The sequence below is a fragment of the Enterobacter sp. DN genome, assembly GCF_046054285.1.
In the GTDB taxonomy this organism is placed as follows: domain Bacteria; phylum Pseudomonadota; class Gammaproteobacteria; order Enterobacterales; family Enterobacteriaceae; genus Enterobacter; species Enterobacter hormaechei_C.
Genome location: NZ_JBJJTG010000005.1, coordinates 328,186 through 349,482, shown reverse-complemented (window position 1 = coordinate 349,482; position 21,297 = coordinate 328,186). Strand labels below are relative to the sequence as shown.

Below are 21,297 nucleotides of genomic sequence, written 5' to 3'. Positions count from 1 at the left end.
GCCGGGCTGCTTACGCACCCGGCTTTTTTTGTAGGTCGGGTAAGGCGAAGCCGCCACCCGACACCTCTTTTAGGCTGCTTTTGCGACCACTTCCGCTTCCGGGCGCTTCAGCACCGCGTAAGACAGGCCTGCCACCAGCGTACCGGCAACAATCGCCAGCAGATAACCCAGCACCGGCGTGATGGCGCCAGGGATGAGCAGGACGAACAGACCGCCGTGCGGCGCCATCAGTTTCGCACCTACCGCCATGGAGATAGCCCCCGTCACCGCACCACCCACGATACAGCACGGCAGAACACGCATTGGATCGCGTGCCGCAAACGGGATTGCGCCTTCGGTGATGAAGCACAGGCCCAGCACCAGCGCCGCTTTACCGCCTTCCTGCTGCGCTTTATCGAACTTACGGCGGGCAATAATCGTCGCCAGACCGAGCGCCAGCGGAGGCACCATACCGGCCGCCATGATCGCCGCCATCGGCGCGTAGGTCTGGGTACTCAGCAGGCCAACGCCAAACGCATATGCCGCTTTGTTCACCGGACCACCCATGTCGGTACACATCATACCGCCGAGGATTGCGCCCAGCAGCACCGCGTTCGCCGTCCCCATGGTTTGCAGCCAGTGGGTCAGACCTTCCAGAATGCCCGCGACCGGCTTACCAATCAGGTAAATCATCGCCAGACCGACCACCAGGCTGGAAATCAGCGGGATGATCAGGATAGGTTTCAGCGCCTCCATACTCTGCGGCAGCTTCAGTTTCGAGCTAATCAGCTTCGCCACATAACCGGCGAGGAAACCGGCAATGATACCGCCGATAAAGCCAGAACCGGTGCTCACGGCCAGCATACCGCCGATAAGACCCGGCGTCAGACCCGGACGGTCAGCAATGGAAAAGGCGATAAAGCCCGCCAGCACCGGCACCATCAACGCAAACGCGGAGCCGCCGCCAATCTGCATCAACGCGGCCGCCAGTGTGCCCGGCTCTTTAAACGCCTCGATACCAAAGGCGAAGGAGAGCGCAATACACAGGCCGCCCGCCACCACCATCGGCAGCATGTAGGACACGCCGGTCAGCAGGTGACGATACGCGCCCGCAGACTCTTTTTTCCCTTCGGTCGCAGTTTTAGCCGCACCGGTTGCCTGATACGGTTTGGCTTCTGCCAGCGCCTTATCAAACTCCTGCGCGGTCTTCTTCAGCGCCAGGCCGGTAGAGGTACGGTACATCGGCTTGCCGGCAAACTTCGCCAGATCCACTTCGATATCCGCCGCCACAATCACCAGATCGGCTTCCGCCACCTCTTCAGGCGTGATGGCATTGCCCGCACCAACAGAGCCGCGGGTTTCAACCTTCACCCACCAGCCACGTTTTTTCGCTTCGGTTTCAATGGCTTCAGCCGCCATAAAGGTGTGCGCCACACCTGTCGGGCAGGCCGTTACCGCAACAATGCGTTTCGGCCCAGCGGCGGCAACCGGCGCCGCCTCAACAGGTGCGCTGTAAACCGTCGCATGACCTTTTGCTTCGCTCAGAAACAGTTCAGGGTGTGCCACCGCGCGATTAATATCACCCAGCCACACTTTTTTGCCGTTCAGGGCGCTGTCAGCGGGGATTTTGTCGCCCAGAACAATCGCCATTTCAGCATCACCCGGGTTATCAATGATATCCAGATGCGCTTTTTGTGCCGCCGCGCCCAGCAGGGTCTTCGCCATATAGGCACGAGCCTGTCCGAGACCGGAGTCAATGATCAGCAGCGTTTTCATTATTCCTCTCCTGCTGTTAGTTAAAAGGTTTTAAGTCAACGCGCGCCATCATCGCGGCTAACTGGGTACGATCGGTAATACCGACATTGCTCTGGCTCACGGCCAGGGCCGCAACGGCGGTAGCAAGACGTAAGGTATGTTCACTGGATTCGCGCATCAGCAGACCGTAGATCAGGCCGCCAACCATCGAATCCCCGGCACCCACGGTGCTGACCACCTCCATTGAAGGCGGTTTGGCAATCCATTCCCCGGAGGCGTTCACCCACAGGGCACCTTCTGCACCCAGCGAAATCACCACGTGAGCGATACCCTGCTCGCGCAGCGCATGGGCAGCGTCAATCACATCCTTTAATTCTGGCAGCTTACGGCCCGCCCAGATCTCCAGTTCGCGGCGGTTAGGCTTAACCAGCCATGGCGAGGCTTTCAGACCGGCGACCAGCGCGTCGCGGCTGCTGTCGAAAATAATGCACGGGCACTGGCTGCGCAGGCGCGTCATCCAGTCGGTGAACGCTTCCGGGCTGACGCCGGACGGCAGACTGCCGCTGACGCACACCATGTCAAACTGGCCCAGCCAGCTCAGGGAATCGGCAACAAAGCGCTCCCAGTCAGCCGGGGTCACTTCGAAGCCGGAGAAGTTCAGATCGGTCACTTCACCGTCTTTCTCGGTCAGCTTAACGTTGATGCGGGTACGGCCTTGCACAACCTGAAAACGGTTAGCGATGCCCAGTTCACTGAACAACTGCTGAAAACCGTCCTGGTTGTCTTTACCGAGGAAGCCGCCAACGGTGACGTCGATGCCGAGATCTTTCAGCACCTTCGCCACGTTAATCCCTTTTCCTGCGGCATGCAGGCCGGTCGTCCGCACCAGGTTAACTTCGCCACGCTCAATTTCCGGGCAGAAGCCCACCAGATCGTAAGCCGGGTTCAGCGTAATGGTCGCAACACGTCTGCTCATTATGCGCCCTCCCCCAGACCGGCCGCGATGGCGTCGCCAATCGCTTTCAGCGCCTGTTCAGCATCCGCACCCTGCGCGGTAAAGCGCAGACGATGGCCTTTCTTCACGCCCAGCGCGACAACTTTCATCAGACTGCGCCCGTTGGCTGGTTTACCCGAACCGTCCAGATTGGTCACGGTGATCTCACTTGCAAATTGTTTAATGGTATTCACCAGCATGGTGCCCGGACGGGCATGCAGGCCGTGTTCGTTACGCACCACGTACTCTGCGCTCAGCAGGTCATCCGTCAGCGCATCGTCGCTGGTCAGCAGGGCCAGCACCGTCGCCGCGTCTGCGTTCAGCAGTTTTTCAGCTTTATTGTTCAGCAGCAGATCGCCCAGACGCTTCAGCACGGATACCGGCTGATCGTCCGCCATGGCGACCGTTACCAGCATCGCGGCGCGTTCGCCGTCTGTCTCAAAGGCAACCGCAGCACGGCTGACCGCGATAGCGCTACGCAGGTTGCCTTCCGCACTGTCGTTCAGCCAGATGCCCTGACCCAGGTTTAATGGCTTATCATTGATGGCGCGCGTCACAAAAGTGGTATCTGCCGCTCCCACTTCTTTCAGGCGGGCCGCGTTCAGCGCCTGGAGCGTCAGCAAATCGGACGCAACGACGTCCAGCGTCAGGGTTTCATTATCCAGCTTCAGCGCTTCGCTCTGTTTTTCGCCCATCAGCAGGGCACGCAGCTCTTCAGCAGTGGTGGCGGATTTAAGCTGTTCCGCGACGGCATCATCGCTCAGCACGTGCGTCAGCTGACGCAGCAGGCCCAGGTGTTCGTCACCGCTGGCCGCGATGCCGATCGCCACATAAGCCACCTGCCCCTCGCCCCACAGCACGCCCTGCGGGAACTGGAAGACCTGCACGCCGGTTTTCAGCACCTGATCGCGGGTGTCCGTGGTGCCGTGCGGAATTGCAATACCGTTACCGAGGAAGGTGGAGGTCTGCTGTTCACGCGCCAGCATGCCGTTGACGTAGCCGTCAGCCACGTTGCCAGCCTGCACGAGCGCAGCGGCGACCTGGCGAATAGCCTCTTCTTTATTCCCGGCCTGTTCGCCCGGGTGAATATCCTGAACAGATAACTGGAACATGATTCTCCTCTCCTGCTGAAATTGAATCGTTTCAGCTTAACTGAGAAACCAGGCGCTAACCTGCTTCGTCAGGACAGACAAGATAGCGCTGAAACGTTTCAAGAAGTCTTGTCTTTTCTACAAAAGGTTGCAAGAAAAGTTACATTTCTTGTTGCAGAATTTAGAAGTGCAGCACATTTCTTCTTCAGTCGGGAGGTTTTTGCTGATGTTCAGCAAACAGGTTCAGCACGCTTCAGCGAAACGGCGATAAACTGAAATGCTATTTTGATTTATTGTGGCAATCTTGATTTTGCCCTCTGTTTATTTAATGACAGGCGGCGTAAACTCCGCCTCTCTCTGTTACTCGCAAAGACTGAACATGCATAACACCCCCGCTGCCGCCTCACCAAAGCCTTTTGATTTGACGTCAACGGCGTTTTTGATCGTTGCTTTTCTCACCGGTATTGCCGGTGCGTTACAAACGCCTACGCTGAGCCTGTTTCTGACCAACGAAGTTCACGCCCGCCCGGCGATGGTTGGCTTCTTCTTCACCGGGAGCGCCATCATCGGCATTTTCGTCAGCCAGTTTCTAGCCGGGCGTTCAGACCGCAAAGGCGATCGCAAAAGCCTGATCGTTTTTTGCTGCCTGCTCGGGGTGTTTGCCTGCCTGCTGTTTGCGTGGAACCGTAACTACTTCATTCTGCTGTTCGTGGGCGTCTTCCTGAGCAGTTTCGGCTCGACCGCCAACCCGCAGATGTTCGCCCTTGCCCGCGAGCATGCCGACCGCACCGGGCGAGAAGCGGTGATGTTCAGCTCGATACTGCGCGCGCAGGTGTCGCTGGCCTGGGTGATTGGCCCCCCGCTCGCCTACGCGCTGGCGATGGGTTTTGGCTTTACGGTGATGTACCTCAGCGCAGCCGTGGCCTTCGTGGTATGCGGCGCAATGGTCTGGTTCTTTCTGCCCTCCATGCGCAAAGAGCCGAAAGTGGCGACCGGTACGCTGGAAGCTCCGCGACGTAACCGGCGCGACGCGCTGCTGTTATTCATTATCTGTACGCTAATGTGGGGAACCAACAGCCTCTATATCATTAATATGCCGCTGTTTATTATTGATGAGTTGCATCTGCCGGAGAAGCTGGCCGGGATCATGATGGGAACCGCCGCGGGGCTTGAGATCCCCACCATGCTGATTGCGGGCTATTACGCGAAGCGCTTCGGCAAGCGCTTTTTGATGCGCGTCGCCGCCGTAGCCGGGCTGCTGTTTTATGTCGGTATGCTGACGGTTCATACGCCAGCCCTGCTTCTGGCTTTACAGCTGCTGAACGCCATTTACATCGGCATTCTGGCCGGTATCGGCATGCTCTACTTCCAGGATCTGATGCCGGGTCAGGCAGGCTCTGCCACCACCCTTTATACTAATACCACCCGCGTGGGCTGGATTATTGCAGGCTCACTGGCGGGCGTTGTGGCTGAAATCTGGAACTATCATACGGTGTTCTGGATTGCGCTGGTGATGTGCGTCCTGACGCTGAGCTGCCTGACGCGAATCAAAGATGTTTAAGGCGCGGTGAGCGCTTCCAGCTCAAGCAGATAAGTGATGGCCTGCTGGCGCGTACTGCCGCACATTTCGGCGGTTGGCTGGAGCCCGGAGCACACCTTCGGGCGCAGGGGCGAGCCAAAGATCATGCACAGGTTAGTGTCAGAGAGCTGAACGCAGCGGGTATTGGCAGGCTTGCCCTCCGGCATGCCTGGAATGGGGCTTGAGATGGACGGTGCGGTACAGCACGCGCCACAGTCGGAACGACAATCCATACATGCTCTCTGTTGGTGGCAGATGCCCGCGCAGTCGGGCATTGCGCGCACAGTAACACCTTTTATGTATTGATAGCAAAACCCACGAATTCCGCTTGCCTGAAAGGCCCCGCGCGAGTAATTTGGCGCGATATTTTTTACCTCCCGTAAACAGGATTACTGCAATGCCAAGAGCGAACGAAATTAAGAAAGGTATGGTACTGAATTACAACGGCAAACTGCTGATTGTGAAAGATATCGACATTCAGGCACCCAGCGCCCGTGGCGCAGCAACGCTGTACAAAATGCGTTTCTCCGATGTCCGCACCGGCCTGAAAGTGGAAGAACGTTTTAAAGGCGACGATATCGTTGATACCGTGACCCTGACCCGTCGCTACGTTGATTTCTCTTACATCGACGGCAACGAATACGTGTTCATGGATAAAGAAGATTACACCCCGTATATCTTCACCAAAGATCAGATCGAAGAAGAGCTGCTGTTTATTCCAGAAGGTGGAATGCCGGACATGCAGGTGCTGACCTGGGATGGCGTGCTGCTGGCGCTGGAGCTGCCGCAGACCGTTGATCTGGAAATTGTTGAAACGGCACCGGGCATCAAAGGCGCGTCTGCAAGTGCGCGTAACAAACCGGCTACCCTGACTACCGGTCTGGTCGTACAGGTGCCAGAGTACCTGTCAGCGGGCGAGAAAATCCGTATCCATATCGAAGAAAAACGCTATATGGGTCGTGCTGACTGATTGCGGCGTTTGTCGGGTGGCGGCTGCGCCTTACCCGGCCTACAAAAACACAAAAACCGGCCTCAGAGCCGGTTTTTCGTAGGCCCGGTAAGCGTAGCGCCACCGGGCGATCAGGCTTAAAGAAGTTCAGGATACTTCGTCATTTTCAGCGCCAGCTCGATACCGCGCACTTCCGCCATCCCTTTCAGACGGCCAATCGCCGAATACCCTGGATTCGTTTTCTTGCGCAGATCGTCCAGCATCTGGTGCCCGTGATCCGGACGGAACGGGATAGGACGTACATCCCCCGCCTGCTTACGACGTACCTCTTCAGAGAGAATGGCATCCACCACCGCAACCATGTTCACGTCGCCGCCAAGATGGGCTGCTTCGTGGAAGGTTTTCGGGTTCTCTTCACGGCAGGTTGCACGCAGGTGGGTGAAATGAATGCGATCGCCGAAGGTTTCGATCATCCGCACCAGATCGTTATCCGCCCGCACGCCATACGAGCCCGTACACATGGTAAAGCCGTTGTAGATGCTGTCCACCGTCTCTTTCAGCCACTGCATATCTTCAATCGTAGACACGATACGCGGCAGGCCGAGGATAGGGCGCGGTGGATCGTCAGGATGAACCGCCAGCCGCACGCCGACTTCTTCTGCCACCGGCACAATAGCGCGCAGGAAGTGCGCCATGTTTTCACGCAGCTGGTTTTTATCGATATCGCCATATTCCGCCAGGCGCGCGCGGAACTGATCGAGGGTATAACCCTCTTCCGCCCCCGGCAGGCCCGCGATGATATTGCGAACCAGCTTCTCAATGTCCGACTCACCGGCGGCATTGAACCACGCCAGCGCCTGCTGCTGCTCTTCGGCGGTGTAGTCTGTTTCCGCCCCCGGACGCTTCAGAATGTGCAGTTCGAAAGCCGCAAAAGCGATTTGATCGAAACGCAGCGCCTTCGAACCATCGGCCATTTCATATTCCAGGTCGGTACGCGTCCAGTCCAGGATCGGCATAAAGTTGTAGCAGACGGTATCAATACCACAGGCTGCCAGGTTACGAATGCTCTGCTGATAATTCGCAATCCAGGTATCACACTCACCGGAGTGGGTTTTGATATCTTCGTGAACCGGAATACTTTCCACAACAGACCAGGTTAACCCCTTCTCTGCCAGCTGAGCCTGACGCTTTTGGATTTCCTCCACCGGCCACACCTGACCGTTCGGAATATGATGCAGCGCCGTGACCACACCCGTTGCGCCAGCCTGACGCACATCATCAAGAGAAACCGGATCGTTCGGCCCGTACCAACGCCAGGTTTGTTCCATTGCCCCACCCTCTCAAGTTGTTATACCAATATGTGTTACTTCAATGACGACTACCATACATGTTTAATCGAAGTGGTCAATACAGCACGCGGCATTGATTGATCAAACTCACATAACAGGGATATTTACGGCTTACCAATTTAATTTGTTGTCATATAACTTTACACTGGCATTGTTAATTAATGGTTAATCAGGTGTGTATTACATGAAGACTATTGCCTCCACCGCGCTTCCTGCTCATGTCCAGCAGCCCCGCCACGATCGCGAGCAGTTACGCTCCCGCATCGTCCATTTCGGTTTTGGCGCGTTCCACCGGGCGCATCAGGCGTTGTTAACAAACCGGGTACTGAATGCCAAAGGAGGCGACTGGGGAATTTGTGAGATTAGCCTCTTTAGCGGCGATGTCCTTATGGGCCAGCTCCGGGCGCAGGATCATCTGTTTACCGTGCTGGAGAAAGGTGCCGAAGGCAATCAGCCCATTATTATCGGTGCGGTAAAAGAGTGCCTGAACGCCAAACTCGACTCGCTGGCAGCCATTATTGAGAAATTCTGCGAACCGCAGGTGGCAATTGTCTCCCTCACCATTACCGAAAAAGGCTACTGTATCGATCCGGCGACGGGAAAACTGGATATGCGGAACAGCCGCATCCTGCACGATCTTGAGCACCCGTCTGAGCCGCATTCCGCGCCGGGTATTCTGGTTGAAGCGCTTCATCGCCGCCGCGAGCGGGGCCTGCCGGCGTTTACCGTGCTCTCCTGCGACAATATTCCCGACAACGGCCACGTGGTGAAAAATGCCGTTCTCGGCATGGCCGGAAAGCGTTCCGCAGCGCTGGCCGGATGGATCGAGGCGCACGTGAGCTTCCCTGGCACCATGGTCGACCGAATCGTGCCCGCCGCCACCGACGCCTCACTCGCGGAAATCACCCAGGAACTTGGCGTTGAAGATCCCTGCGCCATCAGCTGTGAACCGTTCATTCAGTGGGTAGTGGAAGATAACTTTGTCGCCGGGCGTCCGGAGTGGGAGGTCGCAGGCGTACAGATGGTTGAGGATGTCCTGCCCTGGGAGCAGATGAAGCTGCGGATGCTGAACGGCAGCCACTCCTTCCTCGCGTATCTGGGCTACCTTGCCGGCTACGCGCACATAAATGAATGTATGCAGGACGACAGTTTCCGCGAGGCGGCCCGCAGGCTGATGCTGAATGAGCAGGCCCCTACGCTGCGCATCACCAACGTTGATCTGACAGCCTATGCTGACAGCCTGCTTGACCGCTTCGCCAACCCGGCCCTACAGCATCGTACATGGCAAATCGCCATGGACGGCAGCCAGAAGCTGCCTCAGCGCATGCTGGAAGGGATCCGCATGCATCTTGAGCGTAACACCGCCTGGCCATTACTGGCGCTGGGGGTGGCGGGCTGGATGCGCTACGTCAGCGGTACGGACGAACAGGGCAACGCCATTGACGTACGCGATCCGCTGAGCGACAAGTTTCAGGCCATTGTCGCTACCAGCAGCGACGCAGAACGCGTTAGCGCCCTGCTGACGCTAAATGAAATCTTTGGCGACGACCTGCCGCAAAACCCTGTCTTTGTCGAGGCAATCACCAGCGCGTACCAGCGCCTCGTCCGGCTCGGCGCGCGCCAGGCCGTTATCGAAACGTTAAAAATTTAGCGATTATTGCGTTTAAGGCGAACGGTTTTGTGCTCCGTTCGCCCTCCCTCTTCTCAATGTCCGATTTTTTCGTCAGGATGATAGATAGTTGTTACTACATCACAATTATTTATCGGAGCGCACGTGACCAAAACCAACCTGATCACCGGTTTTCTCGGCAGCGGTAAAACTACGTCCATTCTGCATTTGCTGGCCAATAAAGACCCGGCGGAAAAGTGGGCCGTGCTGGTCAACGAATTTGGCGAAGTGGGGATCGACGGCGCGTTGCTCGCCGACAGCGGCGCGATGGTGAAAGAGATCCCGGGCGGGTGTATGTGCTGCGTGAATGGTCTGCCGATGCAGGTCGGGCTGAATACGCTGCTGCGTCAGGGCAAGCCGGACCGTCTGCTGATTGAGCCCACCGGGCTGGGGCATCCTAAGCAAATCCTTGATTTACTGACCGCCCCGGTATACGAGCCGTGGCTTGAGCTGCGTGCGACGCTTTGCCTGCTCGACCCCCGCCAGCTGCTGGATGAAAAAGCGATCAATAATGACAATTTCCGCGACCAGCTCGCCTCGGCAGATATTATCGTGGCGAATAAATCCGATCGCGCGACAGCTGAGAGTCAGGCCGCGTTCCAGTCCTGGTGGCAGCAGGCTGGCGGTGGACGTCAGTATGTGCAGACGACCCAGGGCAACATTGATGGCGCCCTGCTCGACCTTCCCCGCCTCAACCAGACGCAACTGCCTGCCAGCGCTGAGCATTCGCATAGCCACGGCGCGAAGCAAGGCCTGGCTGCACTGAGCCTGCCGGAGCATCAGCGCTGGCGTCGCAACCTGAACAGCGGCCAGGGGCATCAGGCCTGCGGGTGGATCTTCGATGCCGATACGGTTTTCGACACCATTGGTATACTGGAATGGGCGAGACTCGCGCCGGTTGAGCGGGTAAAAGGGATCATGCGCACTCCGGATGGTCTGGTGCGCATTAACCGTCAGGGCGAGGATTTCTTTATTGAAACCCAGAACGTCGCGCCACCCGACAGCCGGATAGAGTTAATTAGTGCGGTTAATACCGACTGGAATGCCCTCCAGTCAAGCCTGTTGAAGCTTCGTTTAAGTTTGGGCGGCTAACGTTGCCCCTGATTTCACACATTGCTGAAGACTATGACGACTCGACTTCCTGCTATTTTATTGCTCAACGCTGCCGGCCTGGCGATCTTTTTCTCCTGGTATATCCCGGCGGATCACGGTTTCTGGTTCCCGCTGGATTCCGGGCTGTTCCACTTCTTTAACCAGGCGCTGGCGAAGAGTGAAGCCTTCCTGTGGCTGGTGGCGATCACCAACAACCGCGCGTTTGACGGCTGTTCGCTGCTGGCAATGGGCTGTCTGATGCTCTCCTTCTGGCTGAAGGAAGACAAAACGGGTCGTCGCCGTATTCTGATTATCGGCCTGGTGATGCTGCTGACAGCCGTGATTATCAACCAGCTGGCGCAGCATCTGATGCCGGTTAAACGCGCCAGTCCTTCGCTCTTTTTCCCGAATATTAACCGCGTCAGCGAGCTGCTTCATATTCCAACCAAAGATGCCTCGAAGGACAGTTTCCCGGGCGACCACGGTATGATGCTGCTGATTTTTGCAGGCTTCATGCTGCGCTATTTTGGTAAAAAAGCCTTCACCATCGCCCTGGTTATTGTGGTGGTATTTGCATTCCCGCGGGTGATGATTGGCGCTCACTGGCTGACAGATATCGCCGTAGGCTCCCTCACGGCGGTGTTAATTGGTTTACCGTGGGTGCTGATGACCCCACTGAGCGATCGCATAATAGGCATTTTTGATCGCTATCTTCCTGGCAAATTTAAACAAGCCGGAAACAAATAAATAACGAAAATTAACACCATTCATCAGGGATCGTTTTCGATCCCTGCGTCACTTCTTTTCGGCGTCATTCAACGCTGTCATCATCCCGTCATACAATTCGTGATAAAAATGAAGCAATTGCAGGGATTACCGATATGAATGGCGGCATTTTGAGCAATTCCGCGCTGTAACTTTGTGTATCACATTTTCTTATAAAAAAACGGACTTTTTTGCTCGCAATACCCCGTGCAATCGGTTAACCTCGAACTCGTTTTGCCCCACTGAGATAATTATTATCATGGTGAATAATTTTGTGCGTTGAGCCACAGTTTTCACTATAAAGAATTGTCTCATTGTGAACAGATTATTAGTCTCGTCACGGTTGGCATTTTTATAACGATATTTTCGTTAAGGACTTCAAGGGAAAACAAACAAAATGGTCAAATCTCAACCAATCTTGAGATATATCTTGCGGGGGATCCCGGCGATTGCAGTGGCGGTTCTGCTTTCGGCATGTAGTACGACGAACACCGCGAAGAATATGCATCCTGAGACGCGTGTTGTGGGAATGGAAGATTCCTCTTCACTGCAAGCCTCTCAGGATGAATTTGAAAATATGGTACGTAATCTCGACGTTAAGTCGCGTATTATGGATCAGTATGCTGACTGGAAAGGCGTGCGTTACCGTCTGGGCGGCAGCACCAAGAAAGGCATCGATTGTTCCGCGTTCGTACAGCGTACGTTCCGTGAGCAGTTTGGGTTAGACCTTCCGCGTTCTACTTATGAACAGCAGGAAATGGGTAAATCCATTTCGCGCACTAAACTGCGCACGGGCGATTTAGTCCTGTTCAGAGCGGGTTCAACCGGTCGACACGTTGGCATCTATATCGGTAACGATCAGTTTGTCCATGCTTCCACCAGCAGTGGTGTGACGATTTCCAGCATGAACGAACCTTACTGGAAGAAGCGCTACAACGAAGCTCGCCGCGTTCTGAGCCGTAGTTAATATTGCTGTCGTATCGTTGGTTATCCCTTGGCTGGCGATACGATAAAAAAAGCACTGCTCCGGCAGTGTTTTTTTTTGCCCGTTACACTGATAACTATCCAGCGGCATTTCAGGAATCACGACATCTATGTTTACCCGCTACTTCTCCAGCAACCGCAAGATTCTGTTTCTCAGTTTCCTTACGGGGTTATTCACTGCCCTGCTCCTGGGAGCATTACAGTTTTACTGGAGTTACCACAAGCGAGACGTCAGATTCGATACCCTTATTACCGATTTAAGCGTCTACATGGAGAGCTATTTCGATGAGCTCAAAATGTCGATTGATACGCTCCAGCCACTCACGCTGAACAGCTGCGAGGAAGTGAGTGCCGCCCTGACCTCCCGGGCGGCCTTTAGCATCAACGTGCGCGCCTTTTTGCTGGTCAGGGATAAAAACGCCTACTGCTCTTCCGCCACCGGCCCGATGAATGTCCCTCTGGAAGCGCTTATTCCTGAACTGCACATCAATAAACAGGTTGATATGGCGCTCCTGCCGGGCACCCCCATGATGCCGGACAAGCCCGCGATTGCCATCTGGTATCGCAACCCACTGGTGAAGGACGGCGGTGTATTTACCTCCGTTAATCTTAACCTGACTCCTTATCTCCTCTACACCTCAAGACAGGATGAGTTTGCCGGTATTTCCATCATTATTGGCGATTATGCGTTATCAACCCATTCCGGAACGCTGGTCCCTGCGCGTGATTTGCCTGATATCCCGGTCCGTACCGCCACGCTGAAAAATGTGCCTCTGACCATCCATGTTTATGCGGAAGCCTGGACGACCGATGAAGTGCTGTACGCCCTGTTTTTCGGCCTGGTCTGCGGTATCGCGGCGGGCCTGTTGAATTTCTATATTCTTACTATCCGTCTTAATCCGGGGAAAGAGATCCTAACGGCCATCAAACGCGACCAGTTTTACGTGGTCTATCAACCCGTCGTGGATGCGCAGTCGCTCAAAATGACCGGGCTGGAAGTCCTGATGCGCTGGAAGCATCCGGTGATGGGAGAAATTCCACCGGATGCCTTTATTAATTTCGCTGAAGCGCAGAAGCTGATTGTCCCGCTGACGCTGCATCTTTTTGACCTGATTATCCGCGATGCCCCTGTCCTGCAAACGGTGCTCCCGCCTGGGGCCAAGTTTGGGATCAACATCGCGCCCGGGCATCTGCATGCGGAAAGCTTTAAAGAGGATATGCGCGCGTTTGCCGCCGCCCTTCCACCCGATCACTTCCAGATTGTGCTGGAAATAACCGAGCGCGATATGATCAACCACCGCGAGGCTAATCAGCTGTTCGAATGGCTGCACGAAGAAGGTTTTGAAATTGCCATCGATGATTTTGGCACCGGCCACAGCGCGCTGATCTATCTGGAACGCTTCACGATGGATTACCTGAAAATTGACCGTGGCTTCGTGAATGCCATCGGGACTGAAACCGTCACCTCGCCAGTGCTTGACGCGGTGCTGACGCTGGCAGAACGCCTGAATATGTTAACCGTTGCCGAGGGTGTTGAAACGCCGGAGCAGGCGGCGTGGCTGCGCGAGCATGGCGTGAACTATCTTCAGGGCTACTGGATCGGCCGCCCAATGCCGCTGGAGCAGTTCAGGACGTGGCAACCCGACATCACGCTCGGGGAATAATTTCACAATCACGGCGCTGTCCCTTATTATTCTGTTCAACCGAGCCTGCCTGTGAACAAAGGGATCCGCCGCACTATGATTATGCGCGTTGTGTTGACGCTATTGGCGCTGGTGAGCCTGTCGAGCCAGGCGCAGACCATCAAAGAGAGCACGGCCTTTGCCGTCATTGGCGAGCCGAAGTACGCGGTTAACTTTAACCACTACGATTACGTTAACCCCGCCGCCCCGAAAGGCGGAAACGTGACGCTTTCCGCCACGGGAACGTTTGACAACTTTAACCGCTTTGCCCTGCGCGGCGTGGCGGCAGCGCGTACCGAATCCCTCTATGACACGCTGTTCGTCACCTCCGACGACGAACCCGGCAGCTATTATCCCCTGGTCGCCGAGAACGTGCGTTACGCCGATGATTTCAGCTGGGCAGAAATCGCGATTAATCCGCGGGCGCGTTTTCACGACGGTACGCCGGTTAGCGCCCGTGACGTGGCATTCACCTTTCATAAATTTATGACCGAAGGCGTGCCGCAGTTTCGTCTGGTGTACAAGGGCACCACGGTGAAAGCCATCGCCCCGCTGACCGTGCGAATCGAACTCCCTGAGCCGAACAAAGAGAATATGCTGAGCCTGTTCTCCCTGCCCGTCATGCCCGAATCCTTCTGGAAAAATCATAAGCTGAGCGATCCCCTCTCTACCCCGCCGCTGGCCGGAGGGCCGTATCGCATTACCGACTGGCGAATGGGCCAGTACGTGATCTATTCCCGGGTGAAAGATTACTGGGCAGCCACGCTGCCGGTAAACCGGGGCCGCTGGAACTTCGATACAATCCGCTACGACTACTACCTGGATGATAACGTGGCCTTCGAGGCATTTAAGGCGGGCGCGTTTGATTTACGTGTCGAGAACAGCGCCAAAAATTGGGCGACCCGTTATATCGGAAAAAATTTCGCGAAAGGCTATATCGTTAAAGACGAACACAAAAACGAATCCGCGCAGGACACGCGCTGGCTGGCGTTTAATATTCAGCGCCCGGTTTTTTCCGATCGTCGGGTGCGTGAAGCCATTACCCTGGCGTTTGATTTCGAATGGATGAACAAAGCGCTGTTTTACGGAGCCTACAGCCGGGCGAACAGCTATTTCCAGAATACTGAATATGCCGCCCGTGATTATCCCCACGCGGACGAGCTGGTTTTGCTGGCGCCAATGAAAGCGGAACTCCCGCCGGAGGTGTTCACCCGCGTATTTGAACCGCCCAAATCCGACGGAAACGGGTTCGACCGGGACAACCTGCTGAAAGCCAGCAACCTGCTGGATGATGCTGGCTGGGTGCTGAAAAATCGGCAACGGGTTAATGTGCAAAACGGTAAACCGCTCAGCTTCGAACTGCTGATTGCCTCCGGCGCAAACGATCAGTGGGTGCTGCCATTTAAGAAGCACCTTGTCCGGCTTGGCGTCACCATGAATATCCGCCAGGTCGATATGGCCCAGTTAACCAACCGCAAGCGCAGTCGCGATTACGACATGATGCAGACCCTGTGGGCCGCGCAGCCGTGGCCAAGTTCAGATCTGCAAATCTCCTGGGCATCGGGGTATATCGACTCCTCGTACAACGCCCCGGGCGTAAAGAGCCCGGTGATTGATGCGCTGATTGCAAAAATTGTCGCCGCTCAGGGCGATAAGAACAAGCTTCTGCCGCTTGGCCGCGCGCTCGATCGGGTCTTAACCTGGAACTATTACATGCTGCCGATGTGGTATATGGGCGAAGATCGCGTGGCCCGCTGGGATAAATTCTCCCTGCCTGCCGTTCGCCCGGTCTACACCCTCGGCTTTGACACCTGGTGGTATGACGTGAATAAAGCCGCAAAACTGCCCGCAGAGCGGCGTTAAGGAGTGACGATGGGCGCTTATCTTATCCGCCGGCTGCTGTTAGTGATCCCGACGCTGTGGGCCATCATTACCATTAACTTTTTTATCGTCCAGATCGCCCCCGGCGGTCCGGTGGACCAGGCAATTGCGGCAATAGAATTTGGTCACGCTGGCGGCATGCCGGGCGGCGGCGGTGAAGGAATGGGGGCCAGCCATGCCCGGACGGGCGTGGGCAACATCAGCGAAAGCCACTACCGGGGCGGTCGCGGACTGGATCCGGAGGTGATCGCCGAGATCACCCATCGCTATGGTTTTGACAAGCCGCTGCACGAGCGTTATTTCAGGATGCTCTGGGATTATGTCCGTTTCGATTTTGGCGACAGCCTGTTTCGCAGCGCCTCGGTGTTAACCCTGATCAAACAAAGCCTGCCGGTTTCCATCACGCTCGGACTGTGGGGGACGCTGATTATTTATCTGGTCTCCATTCCGCTGGGGATCCGAAAAGCGGTCTACAACGGTAGCCGTTTCGATATCTGGAGCAGCACATTCATTATCATCGGCTACGCTATCCCGGCGTTTCTGTTTGCCGTGCTGCTGATTGTCTTTTTCGCCGGCGGCAGTTATTTCGACCTCTTCCCGCTGCGCGGGCTGGTCTCTGCGGATTTCAGCACCCTGCCGTGGTATCAGAAAATCACCGATTACTTCTGGCACATCACGCTTCCGGTGCTGGCGACGGTCATCGGCGGTTTTGCGGCGCTTACGATGCTGACCAAAAACGCCTTTCTTGATGAGATCCGCAAACAGTACGTCGTCACCGCGCGCGCCAAAGGCGTCGGTGAAAAGCAGATCATGTGGAAGCACGTTTTTCGTAACGCCATGCTGCTGGTGATTGCCGGTTTCCCCGCCACGTTCATCAGTATGTTTTTTACCGGCTCGCTGCTGATAGAGGTGATGTTCTCGCTCAACGGATTAGGGCTGCTGGGCTATGAGGCCACCGTCTCCCGTGATTATCCGGTGATGTTTGGCACACTCTACATTTTCACCCTGATCGGCCTGCTGCTGAACATCATCAGCGATATCAGCTATACGCTGGTCGATCCCCGTATCGATTTTGAGGGCCGCTGATGTCGCGTTTAAGCCCCGTCAATCAGGCCCGCTGGGCGCGCTTTCGCCACAACCGTCGCGGCTACTGGTCGCTGTGGATCTTCGCCGTCCTGTTCGCCTTAAGTATGTGTTCGGAACTGATTGCCAACGATAAACCCCTGCTGGTGCATTTCAAAGACCGCTGGTATGTACCGGTGCTGGCCACCTACAGCGAAAGCGATTTTGGCGGCCCGTTTGCGACGCCAGCCGAGTACCAGGATCCCTGGTTACGTGAACAGATAGCGCAGCATGGCTGGGCTATCTGGGCGCCGATTCGTTTTGGCGCGAACAGTATTAACTTCGCCACGTCCACCCCCTTCCCTTCGCCACCTTCCGCGCAAAACTGGCTGGGAACGGACGCCAACGGCGGCGATGTGCTGGCGCGCATTCTCTATGGCACCCGCATCTCGCTCCTGTTTGGGCTGCTGCTGACGCTCTTTAGCAGCGTAATGGGCGTTGTGGCGGGCGCCGTGCAGGGCTATTACGGGGGTAAAATAGATTTATGGGGACAGCGCGTGATTGAAGTCTGGTCCGGTATGCCGACGCTGTTTCTGATTATCCTGCTGTCCAGCGTGGTACAGCCTGGCTTCTGGTGGCTGCTCGGGATCACCGTCCTGTTCGGCTGGATGGCGCTGGTCGGCGTGGTGCGCGCGGAGTTTCTGCGTACGCGGAATTACGACTATATTCGCGCTGCGCAGGCGTTAGGCGTGAGCGATGGCGCAATCATCTTCCGTCACATGCTTCCCAATGCGGTGGTGGCGACCCTCACCTTCCTGCCGTTTATTTTGTGCAGCTCCATTACCACCCTGACGTCGCTTGATTTTCTTGGTTTCGGTTTGCCGCTGGGCTCACCGTCCCTTGGCGAACTGCTGTTGCAGGGCAAAAACAATCTCCAGGCCCCCTGGCTGGGCATCGCCGCATTCCTCTCCGTGGCGGTGCTCCTTTCCCTGCTGATTTTTATTGGCGAAGCCGTGCGCGATGCCTTCGATCCCAACAAGGCGGTATGACATGACCCGGCCTCTTCTGAGTATAGAGAACCTGTCGATTGCGTTTTCAAAACAGGGCGAATCACGCACGGTGGTGACGGATTTATCGTTGCAGATCCAGCGCGGAGAGACGCTGGCGCTGGTCGGGGAATCCGGCTCCGGTAAGAGCGTTTCGGCGCTGTCGGTGCTGCGCCTGCTCCCTTCCCCGCCGGTCAGCTATCCGCAGGGGGATATTCTGTTCCATGGACAATCGCTGCTGAACGCTGACGAGCAAACCCTGCGCGGCATTCGTGGCAACAACATCGCCATGATTTTTCAGGAGCCGATGGTGTCGCTCAACCCACTGCATACCCTGGAAAAACAGCTCTATGAAGTGCTGTCACTTCATCGGGGAATGCGTAAAGAGGCAGCGCGGGGTGAAATTCTGGACTGCCTTGAACGCACCGGTATCCGTAATGCGGCGAAACGGCTGAACGATTTCCCGCACCAGCTTTCCGGCGGCGAGCGCCAGCGCGTGATGATTGCGATGGCCCTGCTCACGCGCCCCGAACTGCTGATTGCCGATGAACCTACTACCGCGCTGGACGTCACGGTACAGGCACAAATTCTGCAACTGCTGCGCGAACTGCGCGACGAGCTGAACATGAGCCTGCTGTTTATTACGCACAACCTGAGCATCGTGAAAAAGCTCGCTGACGCGGTGGCCGTGATGCAAAACGGCCGCTGCGTGGAACAGAACCGGGCATCCGCCCTGCTGAGCGCGCCTCAGCACCCGTATACACAGCGCCTGCTCGATAGCGAACCCGCTGGCGACCCGGTTCCGCTTAACGCTGACAGCGCGCCGTTGCTGAGGGTTGAGGGGCTGTCGGTGTCATTCCCGATCCGCAAAGGCATTTTGCGTCGCGTGGTCGATCACAATCATGTTCTGAAAGACATGAGCTTCGCTCTGCGTCCGGGCGAATCGCTTGGGCTTGTGGGCGAGTCCGGTTCAGGCAAAAGCACCACCGGCCTGGCGCTGCTGCGCCTGATCGCCTCTCAGGGAAGCATTGTTTTTGACGGCATGCCGCTGCAAAACCTGAATCGCCGGATGATGCTTCCCGTGCGCCCGCGGATGCAGGTGGTATTTCAGGATCCAAACTCTTCGCTTAACCCGCGCCTGAGCGTATTACAGATTATTGAGGAGGGCCTGCGCGTCCACCAGCCGACCATGACGGCGCAACAGCGTGAAATCGACGTGATGCGGGTGATGGCGGAAGTGGGTTTAGATCCCGAGACCCGGCACCGGTATCCGGCTGAGTTTTCCGGCGGACAGCGCCAGCGTATAGCGATTGCCCGCGCGCTGATCCTGAAACCGGAGCTGATCGTGCTGGACGAGCCAACCTCTTCCCTGGACCGCACCGTGCAGGCGCAAATTCTGGCGCTGCTGAAGGGGCTACAGGAAAAGCATCGGCTGGCCTATATCTTTATCAGCCACGATTTACAGGTGGTGCGTGCGCTTTGCCATCAGGTGGTGGTATTGCGGCAGGGAGAAGTCGTTGAGCAGGGAGAGTGCCAGCGCGTATTCACCGCGCCGACGCAGGATTACACGCGCCAGCTATTGTCCGCTGACTAGCACTCAGAAAGGATATTGACCGGAGAACGGCTCGGCAATGGCCACGCCGAAGTTTTTCAGACGACAGGTGGCGGCAAACTCATCCTGGCTGTTAACAAACAGGCACGGCTCACCTTCGCATTCCAGCACGGAGCTGTCCACTTCGATGTCTGTCAGCGCCTGGCTGAGACGTTCCATGACCGGCCACGCATTTTCATCGCTCGGGCTGAGCAGTTTGAGGGCCACCAGACAATTATCCTCCCCGGCAACGCTTTGCGGAATCGGTTCAACTTTCGAACCTGCAAAACCCGTCGACCAGCGATAGCTCTGGGGCAAGCGATGGACAATGGAGAGTTGTAATGTATTCACGTTCAGATCCCCGGAAGCAAATTTACTTCACAATTTATTTACATTTATAGTAACACATCATCGCCAACCTGCACTGTTTAGCGGATTTTATAGGCGTTGCAGGCTCGCATCGGCGCTATATGTACCCGTTTCTGCGATCTAACTCAACCTTTTTAAATACAATGATGTGACTTTTTACATAAATAGATTTTACATAAAAGAAACAAACACAGGGTAAACGAACGGAGGGTTGGTTGATATGGGTCAACAAAAAGGCCCGTCACGGGCCTTAAGTGGTCATTTATGCGCCGTCTTTCGCGGCCGGCTGGCGTAAAGATAGAAGAGAATGGAGCAGGTCGCGCAGAGGGCAATCGCCCACAGCATCGGCCAGGCGGTATTAAACGTCGCCGTCGAGAGCAGCGCCCCGACTATCGCGCCAATTCCGAAACGGAACGTTCCTGCCAGCGACGAGGCGGTGCCCGCCATATGCGGAAATTCGTCGAGGATCACCGCCATCGCGTTGGATGAAACCATCGACACGCAGCCGACAAACGCCGCCACGCCCACCACCAGCGCCCAGAAACCGACGCCCAGCAACGCGCTCAATACCAGCCAGATAGCCATCACGAACTGGATCCACAGCCCGGCGCGGAACATATTCAGCGCCCCAACCCGCCGGACAAAGCGGCTGTTGATAATGGTCATCACAAACAGGAACACAATATTCAGCGCGAAGTAGTAACCAAAATGCTGGGGTGACACATGGTTCAGTTCGATGTACACAAACGGCCCCGCGCTCAGGAACGAGAACATTCCGGCAAAGCTGAAGCCGCTGGCCAGCATATAGCTGAGCACACGCTTATGGCGAAACAGCGAGGCAAAGTTGCCAAGCGTGGTGCGAATGTGGAACTTCTGACGTCGCTCGACCGGCAGCGTTTCATCGATAAAGACGAAGATCATCACCGAGGCCAGCAGCGCGGCAATCGCCAGGATCCAGAAAATCGCATGCCAGCTGAACCACACCAGGACCGCCCCGCCCACCATGGGGGCGACCAGCGGCGCAATTGTCGTGACCAGCATGACGAACGACATCATGCGTGAGAACTCTTCCTTCGGGTAGACGTCGCGCATCAGCGCGTTAATCACCACGCTTGCCGCAGCCGCCGCCAGGCCATGGAAGAAGCGCATCACAATCAGCTGATCGATACTCTGCGCCAGCGCGCAGGCCACCGCCGCCGCGGCAAATATCAATGTCCCGCCCAGGATAACCGGTTTACGCCCCAGGCTGTCGGCCATTGGTCCATAAAAGAGCTGACCGAGGGCAAAACCAAGAATGTAGGTGCTGAGCGTCATCTGCGCGCTGCCTGCCGGTACGCCAAACTGCGCGGAAATCACCGGCAGCGCGGGCAGATACATATCGATAGACAGCGGCATCAGCATGGCCAGCAGGCCAAGGATAAATACAATTTTAAACGACGAGTGTGGCCTGGTGGTCACAG

18 protein-coding genes are annotated in these 21,297 nt (G+C 56.2%); 11 read left to right on the top strand and 7 right to left on the bottom strand.

Translation table 11 applies throughout. The features are described from left to right. Positions 1–69: 69 nt before the first annotated feature. Genes fruA through fruB form a run of 3 tightly spaced genes read right to left on the bottom strand, consistent with a single transcriptional unit; the run spans position 70 to position 3,840 of the window. A complete protein-coding gene (fruA, locus tag ACJTMZ_RS14765; RefSeq protein WP_015572312.1) occupies positions 70–1,755 on the bottom strand; it encodes a PTS fructose transporter subunit IIBC in 1,686 nt (561 codons plus the stop codon). Positions 1,756–1,771: 16 nt separating this feature from the next. Continuing rightward, positions 1,772–2,710 carry a 1-phosphofructokinase gene (gene fruK, locus ACJTMZ_RS14760; RefSeq protein ID WP_006811313.1) on the bottom strand — a complete coding sequence of 313 codons (939 nt, stop codon included), beginning with the start codon at positions 2,708–2,710 and terminating at the stop codon, positions 1,772–1,774. Further along, positions 2,710–3,840, bottom strand: coding sequence for a fused PTS fructose transporter subunit IIA/HPr protein (gene fruB, locus ACJTMZ_RS14755; protein ID WP_017693041.1), 1,131 nt, complete (start codon positions 3,838–3,840; stop codon positions 2,710–2,712). The genes fruK and fruB overlap by 1 nt, the downstream gene beginning before the upstream one ends. 358 nt (positions 3,841–4,198) lie before the next feature. On the opposite strand from fruB, the gene setB reads away from it, so the two are divergent. Next, the gene (setB, locus tag ACJTMZ_RS14750) at positions 4,199–5,380 is read left to right on the top strand and encodes a sugar efflux transporter SetB (protein WP_015572310.1); all 1,182 of its coding nucleotides are present in this window, start codon (positions 4,199–4,201) and stop codon (positions 5,378–5,380) included. Here the strand turns inward: setB and ACJTMZ_RS14745 are convergent. After that, the gene (locus tag ACJTMZ_RS14745; RefSeq protein WP_003859353.1) at positions 5,377–5,631 is read right to left on the bottom strand and encodes a YkgJ family cysteine cluster protein; all 255 of its coding nucleotides are present in this window, start codon (positions 5,629–5,631) and stop codon (positions 5,377–5,379) included. The genes setB and ACJTMZ_RS14745 overlap by 4 nt on opposite strands. Positions 5,632–5,795: 164 nt before the next feature. Here ACJTMZ_RS14745 and yeiP point away from each other — a divergent pair, with 164 nt between their 5' ends. Beyond that, positions 5,796–6,368 (top strand): elongation factor P-like protein YeiP, encoded by a 573-nt coding sequence (gene yeiP / locus ACJTMZ_RS14740; protein ID WP_003859355.1) that lies wholly within the window; start codon positions 5,796–5,798, stop codon positions 6,366–6,368. Positions 6,369–6,484: 116 nt separating this feature from the next. Here the strand turns inward: yeiP and uxuA are convergent, their stop codons facing one another. After that, a complete protein-coding gene (gene uxuA, locus ACJTMZ_RS14735) occupies positions 6,485–7,675 on the bottom strand; it encodes a mannonate dehydratase (RefSeq protein ID WP_023295062.1) in 1,191 nt (396 codons plus the stop codon). A 205-nt stretch (positions 7,676–7,880) separates the two neighbouring features. On the opposite strand from uxuA, the gene ACJTMZ_RS14730 reads away from it, so the two are divergent. The 9 genes from ACJTMZ_RS14730 (at position 7,881) to yejF (ending at position 19,471) form a co-directional block, all read left to right on the top strand. Beyond that, positions 7,881–9,347, top strand: coding sequence for a fructuronate reductase (locus ACJTMZ_RS14730; protein ID WP_252010699.1), 1,467 nt, complete (start codon positions 7,881–7,883; stop codon positions 9,345–9,347). A 123-nt stretch (positions 9,348–9,470) separates the two neighbouring features. Next, positions 9,471–10,457 carry a GTP-binding protein gene (locus ACJTMZ_RS14725; RefSeq protein WP_017383393.1) on the top strand — a complete coding sequence of 329 codons (987 nt, stop codon included), beginning with the start codon at positions 9,471–9,473 and terminating at the stop codon, positions 10,455–10,457. Positions 10,458–10,490: 33 nt separating this feature from the next. Continuing rightward, positions 10,491–11,204: a phosphatase PAP2 family protein gene (locus ACJTMZ_RS14720; protein ID WP_017693036.1), complete on the top strand. Its 714-nt coding sequence runs from the start codon at positions 10,491–10,493 to the stop codon at positions 11,202–11,204. Positions 11,205–11,619: 415 nt separating this feature from the next. Beyond that, on the top strand, positions 11,620–12,189 hold the full coding sequence (gene mepS / locus ACJTMZ_RS14715; RefSeq protein WP_003859364.1) for a bifunctional murein DD-endopeptidase/murein LD-carboxypeptidase: 570 nt from the start codon (positions 11,620–11,622) through the stop codon (positions 12,187–12,189). Between the two features lie 127 nt (positions 12,190–12,316). Beyond that, entirely contained in the window at positions 12,317–13,870 is a 1,554-nt protein-coding gene (locus ACJTMZ_RS14710) for a cyclic di-GMP phosphodiesterase (protein WP_015572303.1), read from the top strand. A gap of 75 nt (positions 13,871–13,945) precedes the next feature. Further along, positions 13,946–15,751 carry an extracellular solute-binding protein gene (locus tag ACJTMZ_RS14705; protein WP_180260649.1) on the top strand — a complete coding sequence of 602 codons (1,806 nt, stop codon included), beginning with the start codon at positions 13,946–13,948 and terminating at the stop codon, positions 15,749–15,751. A gap of 9 nt (positions 15,752–15,760) precedes the next feature. Further along, on the top strand, positions 15,761–16,855 hold the full coding sequence (locus ACJTMZ_RS14700) for a microcin C ABC transporter permease YejB (protein WP_003859369.1): 1,095 nt from the start codon (positions 15,761–15,763) through the stop codon (positions 16,853–16,855). Further along, a complete protein-coding gene (locus tag ACJTMZ_RS14695) occupies positions 16,855–17,880 on the top strand; it encodes a microcin C ABC transporter permease (RefSeq protein WP_017693033.1) in 1,026 nt (341 codons plus the stop codon). The genes ACJTMZ_RS14700 and ACJTMZ_RS14695 overlap by 1 nt, the downstream gene beginning before the upstream one ends. Position 17,881: 1 nt before the next feature. Further along, positions 17,882–19,471 carry a microcin C ABC transporter ATP-binding protein YejF gene (yejF, locus tag ACJTMZ_RS14690; protein ID WP_032103234.1) on the top strand — a complete coding sequence of 530 codons (1,590 nt, stop codon included), beginning with the start codon at positions 17,882–17,884 and terminating at the stop codon, positions 19,469–19,471. 3 nt (positions 19,472–19,474) lie between these two features. Here the strand turns inward: yejF and ACJTMZ_RS14685 are convergent, their stop codons facing one another. Together ACJTMZ_RS14685 and ACJTMZ_RS14680 are read right to left on the bottom strand one after the other, a co-directional pair. Further along, entirely contained in the window at positions 19,475–19,819 is a 345-nt protein-coding gene (locus ACJTMZ_RS14685) for a YejG family protein (RefSeq protein WP_003859372.1), read from the bottom strand. 276 nt (positions 19,820–20,095) lie between these two features. Next, on the bottom strand, positions 20,096–21,295 hold the full coding sequence (locus ACJTMZ_RS14680) for a Bcr/CflA family multidrug efflux MFS transporter (RefSeq protein WP_017383400.1): 1,200 nt from the start codon (positions 21,293–21,295) through the stop codon (positions 20,096–20,098). Positions 21,296–21,297: the final 2 nt, after the last annotated feature.